Source organism: Pseudomonas sp. AC136, from assembly GCF_979258585.1.
In genome coordinates this window covers 3,132,418-3,152,498 of record NZ_OZ409865.1, presented here as the reverse complement: position 1 = coordinate 3,152,498, position 20,081 = coordinate 3,132,418, and the positions used below count along the sequence as shown (strand labels likewise).

Genomic DNA, 20,081 nt, shown 5'->3' with positions numbered 1-20,081 from the left:
ATCAGCGGGCAGCGCAATCGGCTGCTGGAGGTACTACACGTGGGAGGGGCGATTGGATGCAGCAGCGGAAAAATATTTTTCGCCCATGGTTTTTACCGCTCAGTGTGGATAGCGGCGCATGCCCTGCAACGCCTCGCTCAAGGGTTGCGGGCGACCCAGCAAGTAGCCTTGAACCTTGTGCACGCCTAAGGCGCGCAGGGTTTCCAGCTCCTGTTGGGTTTCCACACCTTCGGCCACCACGCTGCTGCCTGTTTCGCGGGCGAAGGCGATAAGGGAGGAGGCCAGGGCGCGGCGTTTGAAGTCGTTGTCGATGCCTTGGGTGATGCTCATGTCGAGCTTGATGATGTCGGGGCTCAGTTCCAGGATGTGCCGCATGCTGGCGTAGCCGGCGCCGGTGTCGTCGATAGACAAACGCACCCCGCGCTGACGCAGCGGCGCGAGCGCTTGCTCCAGGCGCACGTAGTCGGCCACGGCGGCGTGCTCGGTAATTTCCAGCACCAGGCGGCGCGGCGGCAGGTTTTGCAGCAAGGGCGTCAAGCGTCCGCTGTAAACCAATTGCGGTGAACAGTTGAGCGCCAGGTATGTGTGGCCGGGCATATCGCTGAGCGCTTTAACGGCCAGTTGGATCGCGCGCAGTTCCAGGTCGACGCCGAGGCCGGCTTCGGCCGCTTCGATAAACCATTGGTCTGGCGTTTGCGGTGGCTGCGTGCTGAAGCGCGACAGGCATTCCCAGCCGCACAGTTCCAAACTTTGCGCCGCCAGAATGGGCTGATAAACGATGGTGGGCTGGTCGCTGGCCAGCACTTCGGAAATGCGGCGGTGCTTGTGCACGCGGTCGCGTACGCGTTTGAGCTCGCTATCGAGCTGGTCGGCGATCAGCTCGGCAAACACGCGCATCACCTGCACGTCACGCTCGCTCAAGGTGTCGTCGGCCGCGTAGCCAAAGCAGCAGAGGGTGCCGTAGAGGCGGCCGTCGCTGAGCCAGATTGGCACGCTCAAGTGCGCGCCAATCGGCAGCTCGGCGGTTTCCGGCAGTTCCTGGGCGAGCGGGCACATGGCTGTGTCGGCGATTAATTCCGGTAGTAGCCCGTCAACCACGCGCTGGCAGTAGCCGGCTTCCGGGCCCAGGGTGTCGCCGGGGTTGATGGGCGGCTCGCCCTCGGCGTCCACGTGGGTGAACACACGGTCTTCGACGCGAAACTGGGCGATGAACGCGACATCCATGCCCAGGTGCGTGCGCAGCGCTTTCAGCACGCGGTCGATGTAGCTCGAATCGGATACGCCCTGAGGACGCAGGGCGATCAGTTCAGCGAGTTGTACGGCGGTCATTCCCTGGGCCTCCTTACCAATCACCTGAAACTAAAGCCGGAAAAACCGCTGCTGGCCACTGCTGCCAGCAGCATTCGCAGTGCGTGCGGCCGAATGCAGGCGAGTATTCAAACGGCGCGGCCCTCTCTTGCCTGTGGAACACGCTGGGCGCGGAAAGTTGGAGGTTTCGGGCGGCAGACGACTAGCGAAGCGGCGGGAAATGACCCTGTAACCAGTGGCAGAACAGCTGCGCGCTGGGGCTGCTCCGCTGCGCTTCGGCGACCACCAGGCAGAAGGTGTCGGTGAGCACCACGCGCTGCCCAAACGGCGCGACCAGCACGCCGGCGGCCAAGTAGTCGGCGCAGGTCAGCGGATCGCCGATCGCGATGCCCTGGCCGTCGATGGCCATGGTCAGACAAGTGAGTGAGTCGTGAGCGGTGGTCGCCTTGCTGCTTTCGTAGGGCAGCGCGTCAGCAGCGGCCAGCCAGCGACGCCAGGTGCGGCGGTCGCCTTCGTGAATCAGCGTGTGGTTGGGCAAGTCTGCCGGCGTTTTCAGCGGCACGGCGCCGGCCAATAACGCCGGGCTGCATACCGGAAACTCCTCCATGCGCAGCAGCGGCTGCGCCTGAAATCCGCGCCACGGCGGCGAACCAAAAATAATCTGCACTGCGCCGCTGGCGCCGAGCTGGCTGCCGGTGAGCGAATGCATGGAGGCGCCGAGCTTCAGCTCCAGTTCGATGTCCGGGTGCTGGGCGCGAAATTGCGGCAGGCGTTTGACCAGCCAGGTGTGGGCGAAAGCGCCGTCGACAAACAGGCTGAGGGTCGACACGCGCGGCAGCAGCTCGGCAGTGGCGCGTTGAATCTGCTGCAGCGGTTTTTGCACCTGCGACAGGTACTTCTGCCCGCTGTCGGTCAGCGCCAGGCCCCGGTTGGTGCGGTGAAACAGCTGCACGTCGAGCTGCGCTTCCAATTGCTTGAGCTGGCGACTCACGGCCGATTGCGTCAAGCACAGTTCTTCAGCGGTGCGGCTGACGTTGAGGTAGGTGGCTGCCAACACAAAGGTGCGCAGGGCATCGAGGGAAGGAAAGCGCGTCATGGCGGGCTCGGTGGCGAGGTCTGGTATGCGTGCCAGTCATACCAGCCATGCGCTTTTTTTGATATCCCCCGGCCCATCGTTTTTGCCACGCTGGGTTATCAAGCCATAGCGGTAGCGGGGGAAATCGGCGTGTTGCAACTGTTCAAAGAAACGCGGGGCGCGGTCTGTCATGGCCTGGCGCTCACCTATGCACTGGTAGGCTATGGCCTGGGATTTGCCGGTTTATTCAGCGCCAACCTCCTGGTCAATCTCTTCGCCACGTTGTGGCTGGCACACGCCATGGTTATCGCCGGTTATTTGCTGCACGAGTGCGCGCACAACACCGTATTCAAGCGCAACGAGCACAACGCTCGGCTGGGCAAACTGCTGACGTGGGTAACTGGAAGCTGCTACGGCACGTATGAGGACATTCGCTTCAAACACTTTCGCCACCACGTCGATAACGCCGACGTGATCTGGTTTGAGCATGACAAATGGCTGGCCCGCCATCCGCGCGTACTGAAGACCATCGAAACGCTGGAATGGCTGTACATCCCCGCCCATGACCTGTTGATGCACGCGGTGATGGTGTTTAGCGCGTTCATCATTCCCCAGCGCAAAGGCCAGCGCGCCCGCAATCTGATGTTTGTGCTGGTGCGCGGCAGCTTGTTCGCGGCGCTGCTGTGGTTCGCCCCGTTTGCGGCGCTGCTCTACGTCGTCGCCTACCTGCTGATGATGACTGTGCTGCGCTTTATGGATGCGCCGCAGCACGACTATGGCAACTCGGCGACGCTGTTCGACAAGAGCCCAGCGCCTCACAAGGGCGACCGTGCCTACGAGCATCTGCACACCTTCAGCAACGTGCTGTCGCTGAAACACCCGGGGGTGAATGTGCTGGTGCTGAACTTCGGCTACCACAATGCCCATCACGTGAAGCCGACTACGCCGTGGTATCGCCTGCCAGCCGTACACCACGAGTTGTATGGCGACGAGCGCGCGATGCTGTTGCCGTTCCGGGCGCAGCTGAAAAGCTTTCACCGCTTTCGTGTGGCGCGTGTCGCCGGCACGGGTGACGGACCCGAGCCGGCTGCGGCGGATTACATGACCATGATGCGCAACGGCGAGATTCGCGGCGGTAACGCAGCGTCCTTTCTGACCTCTTTCTAACGGTGCCCACCATGCAAAAACTCGAAGTCTTTCAGTCGCTGTGGGGCATGGAACTCAAGCACCCGACGCAGCCCGAACGCAGCCATGAAGAAAACTTCGCCATGGCCGCCGAAGCGGGGTTCGCCGGCATGTGTCTGGACCCCAACACGGACGAACTGCCGTACTACCGCGAAACCCTGCCGCTGTTCGAAAAGTACGGTTTGAAAAGCATGGTCAACCTGTTCCCGCGCCGCGTGAGTGACATGCGCCCCTTGCTGGAGTTTGCCCGCGAAGTGAACGCAGTGAAGGTCAACACCATCGCCCAGGTGATGCCGGTGAGCGTGGCCGGCGCCGTGCCGTTGATCAGTCGCTGGCTGGAAGAAGCGCAGAGCATGGGCATTGAGTTGCTGTTTGAAACCCACCGCAACGGCATCCTCAACGACCTGTACTTCACCCTCGAAGTGCTCGACGCCATTCCCGAACTGCAGCTCACCGCTGACCTTTCGCACTTCGTGGTCGACCGCGAATTTCCCCTGCCCATCAGCGCGCGTGACCAAGGGTTTATCCAGCGCATTCACGAACGCACCGACTGCCTGCAAGGCCGCATCGCCACGGCCGAGCAGGTGCAAATTCAAATCGACTTCCCGCAACACCAGGCCTGGGTCGAGCAGTTCAAAGTCTGGTGGAAACAAGGCATGGCCAGCTGGCGCGCGCGCAATGCGGCAGATGCGACCTGCGTGTTTCTCTGTGAACTGGGGCCGCCGCCGTACGCGATTACCGGGCGCGATGGGTTGGAGCTGTCGGATCGCTGGCAGGAGGCATTGGTGATTAAGAAGTGGGCGCAAGAATTGTGGGGGGAGTTGGGGTCGTAGCGTGGCGCAGTCACGTCACTGACAACAAAGAAGAACCTATCTGACGCACTCGACAATCTGCATGTCCGTTATTTTGAGATGAGCCACTCTGGCGTTATCTCACGAAGATTTGCGAAATGAGTCGGGTGATTTCAAGCGCCCCTGCCTGATTACTTCGCGCTGCATAGGTCGGCACGCTGGCGCGTTTGCCGGTGTTCGCTGTGGCGGGGGCGCCGGTTGTCACGCCTTTGCGCTCGCCTCCATGCCTAAGGTGGCTCGCTTCTTTTTCCTACGGGGTCGCCACACGCGAATTTAGCGTGATTTGTGACGCTCGATTTTTCTTGGCGTCGTTGCGAGCGGTCCTGCGTTAAGCCGATGACTGCTCTTATGTTGCACGCTCAGCTGCCATGGAAGTATCCGCCGCCTATTCGCCTCAGGCGCTAACTGGCAGCGTATGACATGACCCTCTTGCCCCTATTTTTACGCAAGTTTTTTGTAGCTTATCTTTCCCTTTGCACCTTATTTGCGCCTATCGCGCCCGCCCTGGCAGACGCCAATCCAGGCGGTTGCTCGTGCACGGTTACGCAACCACTTCCTGAACTAGGTGGCGTCCCTGCCAAGCCGTCGCCGTCGCGTTCGTCTGCCGATTGGTTTCCTCCTGCCCATGACGCGGACCTCACTCCCCGCATGTTGCGGGACCGCACAAGAGGTTCGGACGACGCGATCAGCATGGGTGCTGGCATGCTCTCCAGCACGGCCAGCACAGCCGCTGAACACTGGTTGGTTGCACATAACATCACCTCGGCGGTGTCATTCAATTTGGGCGAAGGTGGCCTTCGTGGCGGCAGCCTCGACATGCTCGTACCGTTTTACAACGGCGGTAAGGATTTGGTCTTCACCCAGGTTGGCATGCGCCGCGCGAATTCCTACACCGCCGACTACCGCAACACCTTCAACATGGGTCTTGGTTATCGCCATGAGACGAATGGCTGGCTTCTTGGCGTGAACAGCTTTCTGGACAGCGATGCCCAGGGCGACCATGACCGCCTGGGTCTTGGCATGGAAGCGTGGACTGATTTCCTGAAACTCAGCGCCAACAGCTACCAGCGTCTCTCCAACTGGAAAAGCTCGCCTGACCGCGCGGACTACGAAGAGCGCGCCGCCCGAGGATGGGATGTGCGCGCGGAAGGTTATTTGCCCGCTTACCCGCAATTGGGTGGCCAGATGATTTTCGAAAAATATTACGGCGATGAGGTGAGTTTGTTCTCGGCCAACGATCGGCAGAAGAACCCTCACGCCATGACACTGGGCGCTATCTACAACCCGGTGCCGCTGCTAAGTCTCGGCGTCAATCACCGTATCGGCCAGGACGGTCGGGCAGATTCCGCCGCTAACCTTACGTTCAATTACCGGTTGGGCGAGTCGTTCGCCAAACAGGTTTCATCGTCGAGCCTCATTGCCAGCCGACTGGTGGCCAATGCGCGGTACGACCTTGTCGCACGTAACAACGAGATCGTGCTGGATAACCGCAAAAATGCGTTCGAGCTCAAAATTCCGGCCGCTGTTAGCGGTAAAGGTAACGAAGCTGTGCCGTTCGTTGTCACCGGGGCGAGCCACTTCAGCACCATTACCTGGGTGGGTACTGGAGCCGGCTTTGCCGGTGCGGTCGCAGGCGACGGCAATGCCAGCGTCACGCTGCCTGAGCACATCGACGGCGCACTCAACACCTACACGCTGCAGGCTTCGGGTATTGACGGTTCGGGTCGTAGCCAACTGTCCAACGTCATGACCGTGAGTGTTCGTTCCGCAACCCTGAAAGTTGATGCCACACCTGCGGCTATTGTGGCCGATGGTATTAGCACCACCACGCTGACCGCTCTTGTAGTGGATGCATCGAACAAAGCAGCACGCAGCGGTGAAACGGTGACGTGGAGCACGTCGGCAGGCACGCTTGCGAGCGACACATCGGTCACCGATGGAAACGGCGTTGCACGTGTGCTTCTTACCAGTCCAACAGTGGCCGGTTCAGCCACAGTGACTGCGCTTGCTGGCAACATTAAGGGCAGTAGCGCCGTTAGCTTCACCTCCGGTTCGCCTAGCACCGCTGATAGCGCCATTGACCTGGCCGCTACGCCACTGGCGATCACTGCAGATGGCACAAGCGTGTCGATGCTCAAAGCGACCATTTCAGACGACCAGGGCAACCCGGTTGCCGCTGGCTTTGCTGTCAGTTGGGAAACGAGCGCTGGCACTTTGGCCGGCGCCACTTCGCTTACCGACGCCAATGGCGTGGCGAGCATGCAGCTAACGAGCGCAACCAAGCCAGGTACTGCGCAAGTCCAGGCGAGCATTGGTGGCGCCAAGCAACGGGTTCCGGTCAGCTTTACTCCTGGAATTCCTGCTACTGGTAACAGTGGGCTTACCCTTACCGCCACACCCACAACCATCAAATCTGACGGCGTAAGCACTTCGCTACTCAGTGCCCATGTGCTGGACGCCCAAGGCAATGCGGTCGAAGCAGGTGTGGAAGTCGGTTGGACTAGCACGGCCGGCACGATTACAGCTGCCACCTCGTTTACTGACAATAACGGGGTCGCCACCATGACGTTGACCAGTGCGGCCTCACCGGCAGTAGCCTCGGTGAAAGCCAGCGCCGGTGCCGCTTTTAACGATGTGAGCGTTACTTTCGCCGCGGGCGTTGCTGCGGCTGGCAATGCGGGTCTGGCCTTGGTGGCGTCGCCTGATGAGGTGCTCGCCGACGGCAGCAGTACATCAGTGCTTACCGCTACGCTCCTGGACGATCAGGGCGATGCCGTTGGGGCAGGTGTGAACGTTGATTGGGTAACCTCAGCCGGCACCCTGACTAGCAACTCTTCCAATACGGATGCAAACGGTGTGGCTACGGTCTCGCTGATCAGCTCGACCACAGCGGGTACTGCGACTGTAGATGCTTCGTCAGGCGCAGCATTCAATTCCGTTGATGTAGCGTTCGCTCCGGGAGCGCCAGCTGCCGGCAATGCGGGCCTGGCCCTAAGTGCAAGTCCGTCTGTGATTGAAGCTGACGGAGTGAGCACGTCCGCGCTCAGCGCCGCGGTTAAAGATGTGCATGGCAACCCCGTACGAGCCGGCATCAATGTGAGCTGGACCACCAGCGCAGGTACGTTGGCCGACGCCGTTACCGTTACCGACGCCAAAGGCGTCGCGACAAACGTGCTTACCAGCAGTGCTACGGCCGTAACCGCTGCTGTCGGAGCCCAAACGGGTGCCGCGCAGAATTCAACTAACGTGATGTTCGCGCTTGGCGCGGCGACCATTACCAGCGCAACGCTCGAATTGACCGCTTCCACCACTTCACTGCTAGCTGATGGCGTGAGCACTTCCACCCTGACTGCCAGCGTAAAAGACAGCCAGGGACAGTCCGTGGGTGCGGGCATTCCGGTGAACTGGACCGCTTCGGTCGGCACGCTTAGCGCAAGCGTTTCCGACACTGACGCAAATGGCCGGGCCACCGCAATTTTGACGAGCTCTACCGTAGCCGGCGTATCGGATGTGCAAGCGATTTCCGGGGCGGCACATGACGACGTAGAAATTGCGTTTATCCCGGGTTCACCGGCGGTTGGGGCGAGCGGTCTGACTATAACCGCAACACCTGCAACCATTCCTGCCGATGGCGGTAGCACCTCGACCCTCAATGCGCTGGTGCAAGACCGGTTCGGCAACCCTGTCGCAGCCGGTGTGATGGTGACGTGGACCACCAGCCGCGGAACTCTGGCCAGCAGCTCGACCGCTACCGACTCCACAGGCGTGGCGCGCGTTCAGCTGACTAGCAGCACCGTGTCAGGCACGGCCAATATCGGCGCAAGTGCTGGCCCGGCGAACAATACTGGCGCGGTTACCTTCGGTGCGCCCGTTCCGGCTCACATCGCCGTAACGCCTGCCTCGGCATCCATACAGGGCGATGGCGCCAGCAGCACAGTGGTGAACGCGACGCTCTCGGACGCTCGCGGTATGCCAATGGGTGCTGGTGTGGTGGTTCAGTGGACCACTTCGGCCGGCACGTTAACCACAGATTCTTCCATTACCAACGCCCTCGGCGTGGCGACTACCACATTGACCAGCGCTCGCTCGGGCGATACGGCGTCCATCGTGGCGTCGGTGGGTAGTGTGGAGGGCACCGGTAAGGTGGTGTTTGTTGTAGGCGCGCCGTCCGTACTGACAATAACGCCTAGCCAGTCTTCGATTCTCGCGAATGGCAATTCAACATCCACATTGACTGCTCGCGTATGGGACGACAAGCGCCAGCCAGTAGGCGCAGGTGTAACGGTTTACTGGACCACTACAGCCGGAACGTTGAAGGACAGTTCCTCAACCACCGACGCAACGGGTGTCGCCACCATGGAGCTCACCAGTTCTGCTGAATTGGTAACCGCTGTGGTACACGCCACCGCAGACAGTGCCAGTAACTCCACCAACGTGCGGTTTGTAGCCGGTGTTACGACCTCGCTCGAGGCGTCGGCGTCGCAAACCTCAATTGTTGCTAATGCCAGCAGCACGACGCGCTTGTCTGCCGAGGCGCAAGACATTGGTGGTCACCCGGTTGCGGGCGCAACAGTTCAGTGGTCCACCACTGAGGGCACGTTGGCCAATAAGACATCTATTACGAACAGCTCAGGTGTCGCCACCATGGTACTGACCAGCTCGCGCAATGCGGGACCGGTTGAGGTGCTGGCGTCTGTCGGTGCGGTCGAAGCTAAAACCAACGTTACGTTTACGCCGGGCGTAGCGGGTGGCCTGGTTCTTTCACCGAGCCCGGCCGCAATCGTAGCCGACGGCAGTTCTACTTCAACCATCAGTGCTCAAGTGCTTGATGAACACGGTGTAGCGGTGGGTGGCGGCGTTGTTGTTCGCTGGACTACCAATGCTGGCACATTGGCTGGTTTGTCCTCAAAAACGGATGCCAACGGCATCGCCACGATGGTGCTCACCAGCTCGACAACCATTGGCACTGCTGTGGTTGAAGTGTCAGGGGGCAACACCGTTCGCACAGTTAATGTTCGGTTCACCGCAGGTGCCGCTGCATCGTTGACGGTTGCCGCCACGTCAGCGCGCATTCCAGGTGATGGGGCCAGCACCACTACCGTGAAAGCAACGGTTAAAGACGTAAACGGCAACCCGGTAGGCCAGGGCGTTACCGTCAACTGGAGCACTTCTGCCGGGACGCTTTCTGCCGCAAGTTCGCAAACCGACAGTTCGGGCGTCGCCCAGATTACGCTGACCAGCGCCAATGCCTACCAAACCGCGACTGTTACAGCCAAATCCGGCCCCGGAACGAACACCGCGCAAGTTGAATTTGTGCAAGTTGTTCTGTCTTGGAGTACCACTAATTCCCAAGCAAGTGGTCCGGTGACTTATGTAGTGTTGGTCAAAGATGCGCAGGGTAAAGCGCTACCTGGCGTGACTATTAATTGGCGGGCTGTGTTTACGCCGGTCCACGCCGTTGAGTCAGAAAAAGGTTTTAAGCCAGATTTGACTAGCTCGACCAGTGATAACGCGGGTTATGCGAGAATGATTTTTAGAGCATCGAGCGGAGGGGATAGTATTTTTGCTGCTCATTACGTTGTATCGGCAGGGGTTGGGAGTAATTTTCTTACACCGCAACAAACTACTACCTACGTTTTCAAATAAATAAGCGCAACAAGCCCCGGGTTAACCCCCGGGGTTTTTTTATGCTTTCGAAATCGACCCGTACCCAGCGAGGCCAATTGCAATCGCTGACGGCGACAGCTTTACCCCGGAACAACCCAGCGTTACCCCTCCCGATACAACCGATTCAACAACCCCAACAGCTGCTCCCTCTCCTGCGCACTCAACGCCGCCGTGGCGTCCAGATCGCTCTGCACCACCACGTCTTTTAACGTCTTCAACAGCTGCTCTCCGGCTTTGCTGAGAAACAGGCCGTAGGAGCGTTTGTCCGGGTTGCTGCGTACGCGCATTGCCAGGCCGCGTTCTTCGAGTTTGTTCACCATCAGCACCGCTTGCGGCGGTTCGATGGCGAGCGCTTTGGCGAGGTCGGCCTGCATCAGGCCGGGCGACTGCTCGATGATGCTCAGCGCGGTGAATTGCGCGGGGCGGATGGCGTGTTCTTCCAGGCGGGCGGTGAGGTGTTGGAAGATTTTCAGCTGCACGCGCCGCATCACATAACCCACCAAATTATCCAGCGCAGCGTCGAGCGTCGTCGGGTCGGCGGGCGCTGCCTGGGTTTTGGCTTTGCGGGGCATGGTGGCGTCCTGATGAGAAAAAGCATGGTCAACCTGTTCCCGCGCCGCGTGAGTGACATGCGCCCCTTGCTGGAATTTGCCCGCGAAGTGAACGCAGTGAAGGTCAACACCATCGCCCAGGTGATGCCGGTGAGCGTGGCCGGCGCCGTGCCGTTGATCAATCGCTGGCTGGATGAAGCGCAAAGCATGGGCATTGAGTTGCTGTTTGAAACCCACCGCAACGGCATCCTCAACGACCTGTACTTCACCCTCGAAGTGCTCGACGCCATTCCCGAACTGCAGCTCACCGCCGACCTTTCGCACTTTGTGGTCGACCGCGAATTTCCCCTGCCCATCAGCGCGCGTGACCAAGGGTTTATCCAGCGCATTCACGAACGCACCGACTGCCTGCAAGGCCGCATCGCCACCGCCGAGCAGGTGCAAATTCAAATCGATTTTCCGCAACACCAAGCCTGGGTCGAGCAGTTCAAAGTCTGGTGGAAACAAGGCATGGCCAGCTGGCGCGCGCGCAGTGCGGCGGATGCGACCTGCTTGTTTCTCTGTGAACTGGGGCCGCCGCCGTACGCGATTACCGGGGGCGATGGGTTGGAGCTGTCGGATCGTTGGCAAGAGGCGTTGGTGATTAAGGGGTGGGCGGAAGAATTGTGGGGGGAGTTGGACAGATGAGTAGTCGCACATGGCGCTTCACTGCGATTTTGGTCTGACTTTTTAAGTGCTTTTGTCGATGCGTGATTCCGGGACGCAATAGGTTGGTGGCGTCGGTGTCCGATTCGAATTGCGGAACAGTCTTACGTATCCAGCGGATGTCGATCCGGGTCGCGTTTTGAACAAAAGGCTTCGCCTCGGACGACCGATAGCGCCCGAGGCCAATGTATGCAAGGGCTAGGGGTCTCAGGGGAAGAGTCGTTCCTAATTTTACTTTGGTTTCCTTGCAGGCAAATACGTACGTTAAAACCGCCAGATCACCCAGTGTGCAAAAAGAATTCGGAGGTGGGCCATTCGGAATGGCCCTACCGGCCGTGTTTTCCCTTCTGACCGAATTCGCTTCGCTGTGATGGAAGTATTCGCCGCCTAACCGCCACCCGGCGCCCATAGGCAGCATATGACCATGACTCAACCGCAATCGTTTTTACGCAAGTCTCTTGCCGTATACCTATCTGTTTGCACGCTGTTTGCGCCCATCGCGCCAGCGTTTGCGACCTCCGATCCACCTCCTTGCTCGTGCGCCGCAAAGCAAGACCTACCTGAGTTGGGTGGCAGCGTTGGCAAGCCCTCGCCGAAGAGTGCGGACTCAGCATGGCTTGCCCAGCCACACGACGTTGACCTCGCGCCCAGCGTCCTGCGTGACCGCACCAAAGGTGCCGATGAAGCAGTAAGCATGGGCTCGGGAATGCTTTCCGGCGCTGCTAGCGCCGCTACTGAAAGTTGGCTTGCAGGGCACCACATCACATCGGCGGTCTCACTCAATATCGAGGACGGTGGCCTTCGTAGCGGCAGCCTCGACATGCTCGTACCGTTCTACAACGCGGGCAAAAATCTAGTCTTCACCCAGATTGGCATGCGCCGCGCGAACTCCTACACCGCCGACTACCGCTACACATACAACATGGGCCTTGGTTATCGCCACGAGACGAATGGCTGGCTTCTTGGCGTGAATAGCTTTCTGGACCGCGATGCGCAGGGCGAGCATGACCGCCTGGGTATGGGTGTGGAAGCGTGGACTGATTTCCTGAAAGTCAGCGCCAACAGCTACAAGCGCTTATCGAACTGGAAGGATTCTCCCGACCGTGCCGATTACCAGGAGCGCCCAGCTGCTGGCTGGGATGTGCGTGCGGAAGGTTATCTGCCCGATTACCCACAATTGGGCGGCCAGATGATTTTTGAAAAATATTACGGCGATGAGGTGAGCCTGTTCTCGGCCAACGATCGGCAGAAGAACCCCCACGCCATGACCCTTGGCGCTATATACAATCCGGTGCCGCTACTAAGTCTCGGCGTCAATCACCGCATCGGCCAGGACGGTCTGTCAGATACCTCTGCCAACCTTACGTTCAATTACCGATTGGGCGAGTCCTTCGCCAAACAGGTTTCATCGTCGAGCCTCATTGCCAGCCGACTGGTGGCCAACGCGCGGTACGACCTTGTCGCACGTAATAATGAGATCGTGCTGGATAACCGCAAAAAAGCGCTAGAGCTGAAACTTCCGGCGGCGGTTAGCGGCAAGGGCAATGAAACCGTAGTGTTTACGGTCACCGGAGCGAGCAACTTCGCGTCGCTTTCCTGGGTGGGCCCTGCTGCCAGCTTCGCCAGTTCCCCCTCTGTTGATGGTACTGCCAGCCTGACGTTGCCTGAGCATATTGACGGCGGCGTTAACACCTACACCTTGCAAGCCATGGGTATGGACCGTTCGGGTCGTAGCCAGCTGTCCAACGTGATGACGGTCAATGTGCTGACTACGGTTCTGCAGATTGACGCGGCTCCCGCCACTATCGCTGCCGACGGCTTCAGCACTACCACGCTCAGCGCTTATCCGGTGGATTCACTTGGTAAGGGCACGCGTACCAGTCAAACCGTGACCTGGACTACTAGCGCCGGCACGCTGGCTAGCGACACATCTGATACAGACAGCCGCGGCGTCGCGCGCGTGGTTTTGACCAGTCCTACGTCGGCCGGACTGGCCAAGATTGAAGCGCAGATGGGTACCGTCAAAGGCACGACCTCCGTACGCTTTGCGGCGGGTCTTCCAAGTGCCAATAGCAGCGCGCTCTTGTTGGAGGCAACACCGCTTTCCATCACCGCCGACGGCGTCAGCACTTCCTCGCTGACGGCGACCATTTACGACGACCTAGGCAACCCGGTCGATGCCGGCCATGCGGTGGCCTGGGAAACGACCTCTGGACAATTGGCCGATACAGCGTCGCTTACCGATGCCACTGGTGTGGCTAGGATGAAACTGACCAGCTCGATCAAAGCCGGCGTAGCCCAGGTTCAAGCCAGCATTGGCCCGGCCAAGCAGCGCGTCCCTGTGAGCTTCGTTCCCGGCATTCCAGCGACCGGCAATAAAGGTCTGGCGCTTAGCGCTACGCCTACGACCATAAAGTCAGATGGTATTAGCACTTCGACGCTAAGCGCGCTGATTTCGGACGACAAAGGAAACCCCGTGGAAGCCGGCGTAACGGTCAACTGGAGCGCCAATGCCGGCTCCCTCACTGGTGATGTTTCGTATACCGACACCGATGGCGTCGCCACGATGACCTTGACCAGCGAAGCATCGCCAGGCGCGGCGAAGGTCAAGGCAAGCGCAGGCGCGTCCAATAACGAAGTGACCGTTACCTTCGCCGCGGGTGTGCCTGCGGCAGGCAGCGCCGGGCTTGTTCTAGTCGCCTCCCCTGATTCGATTACAGCCGACGGTGTCAATACATCCGTGCTGACGGCTACCGTACTCGACAACCAAGGCGCCCCCGTCGGCGCCGGCGTGCAAGTGGATTGGAGTACCTCGATCGGTACATTGACGAGCGAGGCCACCAGTACCGATGTAAACGGTGTGGCCACGGTCACATTGATCAGTTCGACGATCACCGGCACAGCCACGGTAGACGCCTCTGCCGGCGTGGCATCCAACGCGGTGGACGTTACCTTCGCGGCGGGGGCTCCGGCCGCCGGCAACCGCGGTCTGGCGATCAATACTGCTCCTTCGGTGATTGAGGCTGATGGTATTAGCACCTCGGCGCTGACCGCTGTGGTTAAAGATGAACACGGCAACACCGTTGCCGCTGGCGTGAACGTGACCTGGACAACCAGCGCCGGCAGTGTGACTCCGTCTAACGCCGTCACCGATGCGACCGGTAAGGCTACTGCCGTGCTCACCAGCACTGCATTGGTAGAGACTGCGACCGTGCAAGCTGAAGCCGGCGCCGCGCAAAATTCTGCGGATATTCTGTTTGTCCTCGGCGCCGCGACCATCACCAGTGCGACGCTAAACCTGGCCGCTTCGCAAAGCTCGCTGCTCGCCGATGGAGCAAGTACGTCCAGCCTGACCGCGACGGTGAAAGACATTAAAGGTCAGCCAGTTGGCGCGGGTATTCCGGTGAACTGGACAACATCGGCCGGTCAATTGAACGTGACGGTTTCCACTACCGACTCGAACGGTCAGGCCAATGCCGTGCTTACCTCGTCGACCGTTTCGGGAAGCGCGGATGTGCAGGCTGTGTCGGGCGCTGCCCACGATCAGCTTGACATCACCTTTGCTCCGGGCGTGCCAGCTGCTGGCGCAAACGGTTTGACGATCACGGCTACACCTGCGGTTATTCCCGCCGACGGCGGCAGCACGACCATGCTCAGTGCGCAGGTGCGCGATCGGTTCGACAACCCGGTGGCGCCCGGCACTATGGTCACCTGGACCGCCAGCCGCGGCCTGTTGGCCAGCACAATTACCGGCACCGATGTCAACGGCGTGGCGCGCGTACAGCTGACAAGCGGGACGACTCCCGGCGCCGCCAATATTGGGGCAAGCGCCAACGCCGCCAATAACGCCGCAAGCGTGACCTTCAGTCCGCCCGCGCCGACCCATATAGCGGTCACACCCGCAGCAGCCTCCATTACCGGCGACGGCGTTAGCAACACCGTGGTGAGCGCGGCGCTGACAGATGTAAGGGGAATGCCGCTAGGCGCAGGGGTTTTGGTTGAGTGGAGTACCTCAGTGGGAACGCTTATGAGCGATGAGTCGATGACAAATGCAAATGGCGTCGCTAGTACCACCCTCACCAGTATTCCGGGCGCGCATGTTGCTTTGGTAGACGCCAAGGTGGGTGCGGTGCAGGGCTCGGCTAAGGTGGTCTTCACTGTGGGCGCGCCGGCAGCCTTGACGCTCAGTGCGAGCCATACTTCCATCGTTGCGGATAGCAACTCGAAATCTACTTTAAGTGCGCAAGTCTGGGACTCTAACCTACAACCGGTAGGTGCAGGCATCGTGGTTTACTGGACGACCACTGCAGGTACGCTTGGTAAGAGCTCATCCACGACTGATGCCAGCGGCGTTGCAGTTATGGAACTGACCAGCGCTTCAGAACTTGTCACTGCTACGGTTCATGCCACCGCACAGAGCGCGACTAATCTCACCAATGTGCGCTTTACCGGTGGCGTAACCGCGAACCTTCAACTGACGCCTACCCCTACAGTCATCGATGGGGACGGCAAAAGTACGTCGCTATTAAGCGTTGCGGCGACAGACATTAGCGGCAACCCTGTCGTTGGCGCAGTGGTTCGATGGACGACCAGTGCAGGCACCTTAGTAAATGATGCTTCAACTACAAACGCGTTAGGGATTGCCACTATGACCCTGACTAGCTCGAAAACCGCTGCGGTAGCTAAGGTCGTTGCGACGGTAGACAAGATAACTGGCTCGGCGGAAGTGACGTTTGCCCCTACAGTGAATAGCGTCACGGTCTCAGTATCGAATGCGGCGATTATCGCCGATGGTTATACGAGCTCAACTATCTCGGCTTCAGTCGTCAACAACCAAGGCAAACCGGTAGGCGCAGGTGTGGCGGTGCAGTGGACATCGAGTGCTGGCTCTCTCTCAGACAAAACGTCGTTGACGGACGCCGCTGGTGTAGCCAAAACAGAGTTGACCAGTTCCGACGCGGTTTCCAATGCTGCCATCGAAGCATCGGTGGGTTCGGTTAAAGGTCGTGCAAGCGTAGCCTTTACTGGCGGTCAATTGAGGTTTGGAACAATACCAGACTTGGCTGCGTCACTAAGGGGGCAGGCGACATTTAACGCGGTGGTAACTGATGATCAAGGGCGACCAGTTAAAGGAGTGAAGGTATATTGGAAAGCAACTTACGTTGATTTAGACCTGGATATTTGGAACAGCCATGTATCCGACATTCACTTCCTGCCAACCCAGTCATTTTCAGTCACTGATTCTGCAGGTAACGCGCAAATGACGTTTGCTCCCAAGCTGCATCACTACTGGGCTCAGGCATATACAGTTTCGGCTGGAGTCGGAAGCGGTTTCCGCTCTACCGTCGAGACACCAATCTTTGGTGTGTATAACCCTTATTAAGGTCCTGTTTTAATTGTATAAGAAGCCCCTGGATAAGCACCTGGGGCTTTTTTTTGCGTCTTGGAAGATGGAGTACTTGCCTGCCTGTGCCACGCGATAGCGAACTTGATTGATAACGCGCCGGGCGAGTTGCACGCCATTAGTGCCGGGCCGATCGCCATTTTGGCGGATTTGCATGGGCATCAGGACCTGATCGCTTCTGCGAGTGGCTCGCCGCGACTAACGACGATCGCGCCGGTATGGCATTACCCCTCCCGATACAACCGATTCAACAACCCCAACAGCTGCTCCCTCTCCTGCGCACTCAACGCCGCCGTGGCGTCCAGGTCGCTCTGCACCACCACATCCTTCAGCGTCTTCAACAACTGCTCACCGGCTTTGCTGAGAAACAGGCCGTAGGAGCGTTTGTCCGGGTTGCTGCGTACGCGCATGGCCAGGCCGCGTTCTTCGAGTTTGTTGACCATCAGCACCGCTTGCGGCGGTTCGATGGCGAGCGCTTTGGCCAGGTCGGCCTGCATCAGGCCGGGCGACTGCTCGATGATGCTCAGCGCGGTGAATTGCGCGGGGCGGATGGCGTGTTCTTCCAGGCGGGCGGTGAGGTGCTGGGAAATTTTCAGCTGCACCCGCCGCATCACATAACCCACCAAATTATCCAGCGCAGCGTCGAGCGTCGTCGGGTCGGCGGGCGCTGCCTGGGTTTTGGCTTTGCGGGGCATGGTGGCGTCCTGATGAGAAATGGTTAGGCATGTTAATAATTTTTCCGCCCAGATGCACAATCGGGACGAATATTTAGTTATTAGTATTAACCGGTTAGGCTCGAGATTGCCCTGTATTTGAGGCTATTACCAGCGTTTCTGCGGACCTCCAGCTAAAGGTGTAGATTGTTTTTCGAAACCTAGAACCGATTTATAGTTAATTGACATAACTAAAAATCCGGCTTAACTTCGCCTCATCCAACCCAGACATGAGGCAGTGACATGAGTACCTACGAAGGCCGGTGGCAAACCGTGAAGGTGGAAGTGGACGAAGGCATCGCCTGGGTCATTCTCAATCGTCCGGAAAAACGCAACGCCATGAGCCCCACGCTCAACCGCGAAATGGCCGACGTGCTGGAAACCCTGGAACAAGACGCCGACGCCCGCGTGCTGGTGCTGACCGGCGCCGGTGAGTCGTGGACAGCCGGCATGGACCTCAAGGAATACTTCCGCGAAGTGGACGCCGGCCCGGAAATTCTTCAAGAGAAAATTCGCCGCGAAGCTTCGTACTGGCAGTGGAAGCTGTTGCGCATGTACAGCAAACCGACCATCGCCATGGTCAACGGCTGGTGTTTCGGTGGCGGCTTCAGCCCGTTGGTGGCGTGTGACCTGGCGATCTGCGCCGACGAAGCGACCTTTGGCCTGTCGGAAATCAACTGGGGCATTCCACCGGGCAACCTGGTGAGCAAGGCCATGGCCGACACCTGCGGCCACCGCGAATCGCTGTACTACATCATGACCGGCAAGACCTTCGGCGGGCAGAAAGCCGCGGCCATGGGTCTGGTCAATGAAAGCGTGCCGTTGGCGCAGTTGCGCGAAACCACAGTCGAATTGGCGAAGAACCTGCTGGAGAAAAACCCGGTGGTATTGCGCGCGGCGAAAGTCGGCTTCAAGCGCTGCCGCGAACTCACGTGGGAGCAGAACGAGGACTACCTCTACGCCAAGCTCGACCAGTCGCGGTTGCTCGACACCGAAGGCGGTCGCGAAGAAGGCATGAAGCAGTTCCTCGACGACAAAAGCATCAAGCCCGGCCTGCAAGCCTACAAACGCTGATTCCGGAGGTGTTCCATGTTCGACGTGCCTTTACTGATTGCCGGCCTGGCCCGGCCCGCCGCTGACGGTCGCACCTTCGACCGCTTGAGCCCGTTCACCGGTGAGGTGGTGTCACGCGTGGCCGCCGCCACGCTGGAAGATGCCGATGCTGCGGTGGCAGCGGCCCAGGCCGCGTTCCCGGCGTGGTCGGCATTGGCGCCGGGCGAGCGGCGCTTGCGGTTGTTAAAGGCCGCCGAACTGATGGAAGCACGCGCCCCCGAATTCATGGCCGCCGCCAGCGAAACCGGCGCCGCCGCCAATTGGTACGGCTTCAACGTGCAACTGGCCGCCGGCATGTTGCGTGAAGCCGCGGCGATGACCACGCAGATTCTCGGCGAGGTCATCCCGTCCAACGTGCCCGGCAGCTTCGCCATGGGCCTGCGCCAACCCTGCGGCGTGGTGCTTGGCATTGCGCCGTGGAATGCGCCGGTGATTCTCGGCGTGCGCGCCCTGGCCATGCCGTTGGCCTGCGGCAACACGGTGGTGCTCAAGGCTTCGGAAGCCAGCCCGTTCACCCATCGCCTGATCGGCCAGGTGCTGCACGAGGCCGGCCTGGGTGACGGTGTGGTGAATGTGATCTGCAATGCACCGCAAGATGCGCCCGCCATCGTCTCCCGGCTGATCGCCAACCCGGCGGTGCGGCGGGTGAATTTCACCGGCTCCACACACGTCGGTCGTATCGTCGCCGAGCTGTGCGCGCGGCAGCTGAAGCCGGCCTTGCTGGAACTCGGTGGCAAGGCGCCGCTGCTGGTGCTGGACGATGCCGACCTGGACGCCGCCGTCGCAGCCGCCGCCTTTGGTGCGTATTTCAATCAGGGGCAGATTTGCATGAGCACCGAACGCCTGATCGTCGATGCCAAGGTGGCCGATGCCTTTGTCAGCAAGCTGGCTGCCAAGGTGGCGCAACTGCGCGCCGGCCCGGCGAACGAAAGCGGTGCCGTGCTCGGTTCGCTGATCGACGCCGCCGCTGGTGAGCGCATTCAAGCCCTGGTGGACGACGCCCTTGGCAAAGGCGCGACGCTGGCAGCCGGTGGCGGTGTGCAGGGCAGCATCATGCAGCCCGTGCTGCTCGATAACGTCACCGACAGCATGCGTTTGTACCGCGAAGAGTCGTTTGGCCCGGTGGCCGTGGTGCTGCGTGGCGAGGGCGACGAAGCGCTGCTGCGCCTGGCCAACGACTCGGAGTTTGGCCTGTCGGCTGCCATTTTCAGCCGCGACGTTTCCCGTGCTCTGGCCTTGGCGCAACGGGTGGAATCGGGCATTTGCCACATCAACGGGCCGACCGTGCACGACGAAGCGCAGATGCCCTTCGGCGGGGTGAAATCCAGCGGCTACGGCAGCTTCGGCAGCCGCGCTTCGATTGAGCATTTCACCCAGCTGCGTTGGGTCACGGTGCAGAACGGGCCGCGTCACTACCCGATCTGAAACACGCCGGTCCATCCCGCAATAACAAGAACAAACAAGCCCCCCCGCCGCCAGACCGGTGAGGGCGGGCGCGCACAGAGGAAA

The 20,081-nt window shown here is 59.9% G+C and carries 11 protein-coding genes; 7 read left to right on the top strand and 4 right to left on the bottom strand.

All coding sequences use genetic code 11. The annotated features are described in order from the left end of the window. Nucleotides 1–99 precede the first annotated feature (99 nt). Both ACZZZU_RS14140 and ACZZZU_RS14135 read right to left on the bottom strand, forming a co-directional pair. Nucleotides 100–1,329, bottom strand: a complete 1,230-nt coding sequence (locus tag ACZZZU_RS14140; RefSeq protein ID WP_122492199.1) for a sensor domain-containing phosphodiesterase — start codon at nt 1,327–1,329, stop codon at nt 100–102. A gap of 181 nt (nt 1,330–1,510) precedes the next feature. Beyond that, the gene (locus ACZZZU_RS14135) at nt 1,511–2,404 is read right to left on the bottom strand and encodes a LysR substrate-binding domain-containing protein (RefSeq protein ID WP_463384246.1); all 894 of its coding nucleotides are present in this window, start codon (nt 2,402–2,404) and stop codon (nt 1,511–1,513) included. Between the two features lie 129 nt (nt 2,405–2,533). Here ACZZZU_RS14135 and ACZZZU_RS14130 point away from each other — a divergent pair, with 129 nt between their 5' ends. From ACZZZU_RS14130 to ACZZZU_RS14120, 3 genes are all read left to right on the top strand, one after another. Beyond that, entirely contained in the window at nt 2,534–3,550 is a 1,017-nt protein-coding gene (locus ACZZZU_RS14130; RefSeq protein ID WP_206000655.1) for a fatty acid desaturase, read from the top strand. Between the two features lie 11 nt (nt 3,551–3,561). Further along, complete coding sequence (locus ACZZZU_RS14125; RefSeq protein ID WP_463550959.1) at nt 3,562–4,401, top strand: sugar phosphate isomerase/epimerase family protein; 840 nt, start codon at nt 3,562–3,564, stop codon at nt 4,399–4,401. A gap of 438 nt (nt 4,402–4,839) precedes the next feature. Further along, nucleotides 4,840–10,065 (top strand): Ig-like domain-containing protein, encoded by a 5,226-nt coding sequence (locus tag ACZZZU_RS14120; protein WP_463550958.1) that lies wholly within the window; start codon nt 4,840–4,842, stop codon nt 10,063–10,065. A gap of 122 nt (nt 10,066–10,187) precedes the next feature. On the opposite strand, the gene ACZZZU_RS14115 is transcribed toward ACZZZU_RS14120, so the two are convergent. Next, nucleotides 10,188–10,658: a MarR family winged helix-turn-helix transcriptional regulator gene (locus ACZZZU_RS14115; RefSeq protein WP_463384238.1), complete on the bottom strand. Its 471-nt coding sequence runs from the start codon at nt 10,656–10,658 to the stop codon at nt 10,188–10,190. A gap of 24 nt (nt 10,659–10,682) precedes the next feature. Here ACZZZU_RS14115 and ACZZZU_RS14110 point away from each other — a divergent pair, with 24 nt between their 5' ends. Together ACZZZU_RS14110 and ACZZZU_RS14105 are read left to right on the top strand one after the other, a co-directional pair. Next, the gene (locus ACZZZU_RS14110; RefSeq protein ID WP_463550957.1) at nt 10,683–11,324 is read left to right on the top strand and encodes an apurinic/apyrimidinic endonuclease family protein; all 642 of its coding nucleotides are present in this window, start codon (nt 10,683–10,685) and stop codon (nt 11,322–11,324) included. Nucleotides 11,325–11,766: 442 nt separating this feature from the next. Then, nucleotides 11,767–16,725, top strand: a complete 4,959-nt coding sequence (locus ACZZZU_RS14105) for an Ig-like domain-containing protein (RefSeq protein ID WP_463550956.1) — start codon at nt 11,767–11,769, stop codon at nt 16,723–16,725. 245 nt (nt 16,726–16,970) lie between these two features. Here ACZZZU_RS14105 and ACZZZU_RS14100 read toward each other — a convergent pair whose 3' ends face one another. Then, a complete protein-coding gene (locus ACZZZU_RS14100; protein ID WP_122492195.1) occupies nt 16,971–17,441 on the bottom strand; it encodes a MarR family transcriptional regulator in 471 nt (156 codons plus the stop codon). 261 nt (nt 17,442–17,702) lie between these two features. On the opposite strand from ACZZZU_RS14100, the gene ACZZZU_RS14095 reads away from it, so the two are divergent. Beyond that, complete coding sequence (locus ACZZZU_RS14095; protein WP_463384237.1) at nt 17,703–18,533, top strand: p-hydroxycinnamoyl CoA hydratase/lyase; 831 nt, start codon at nt 17,703–17,705, stop codon at nt 18,531–18,533. Between the two features lie 15 nt (nt 18,534–18,548). Beyond that, entirely contained in the window at nt 18,549–19,997 is a 1,449-nt protein-coding gene (locus ACZZZU_RS14090) for an aldehyde dehydrogenase (RefSeq protein ID WP_463384236.1), read from the top strand. The last annotated feature ends 84 nt before the right edge of the window (nt 19,998–20,081 follow it).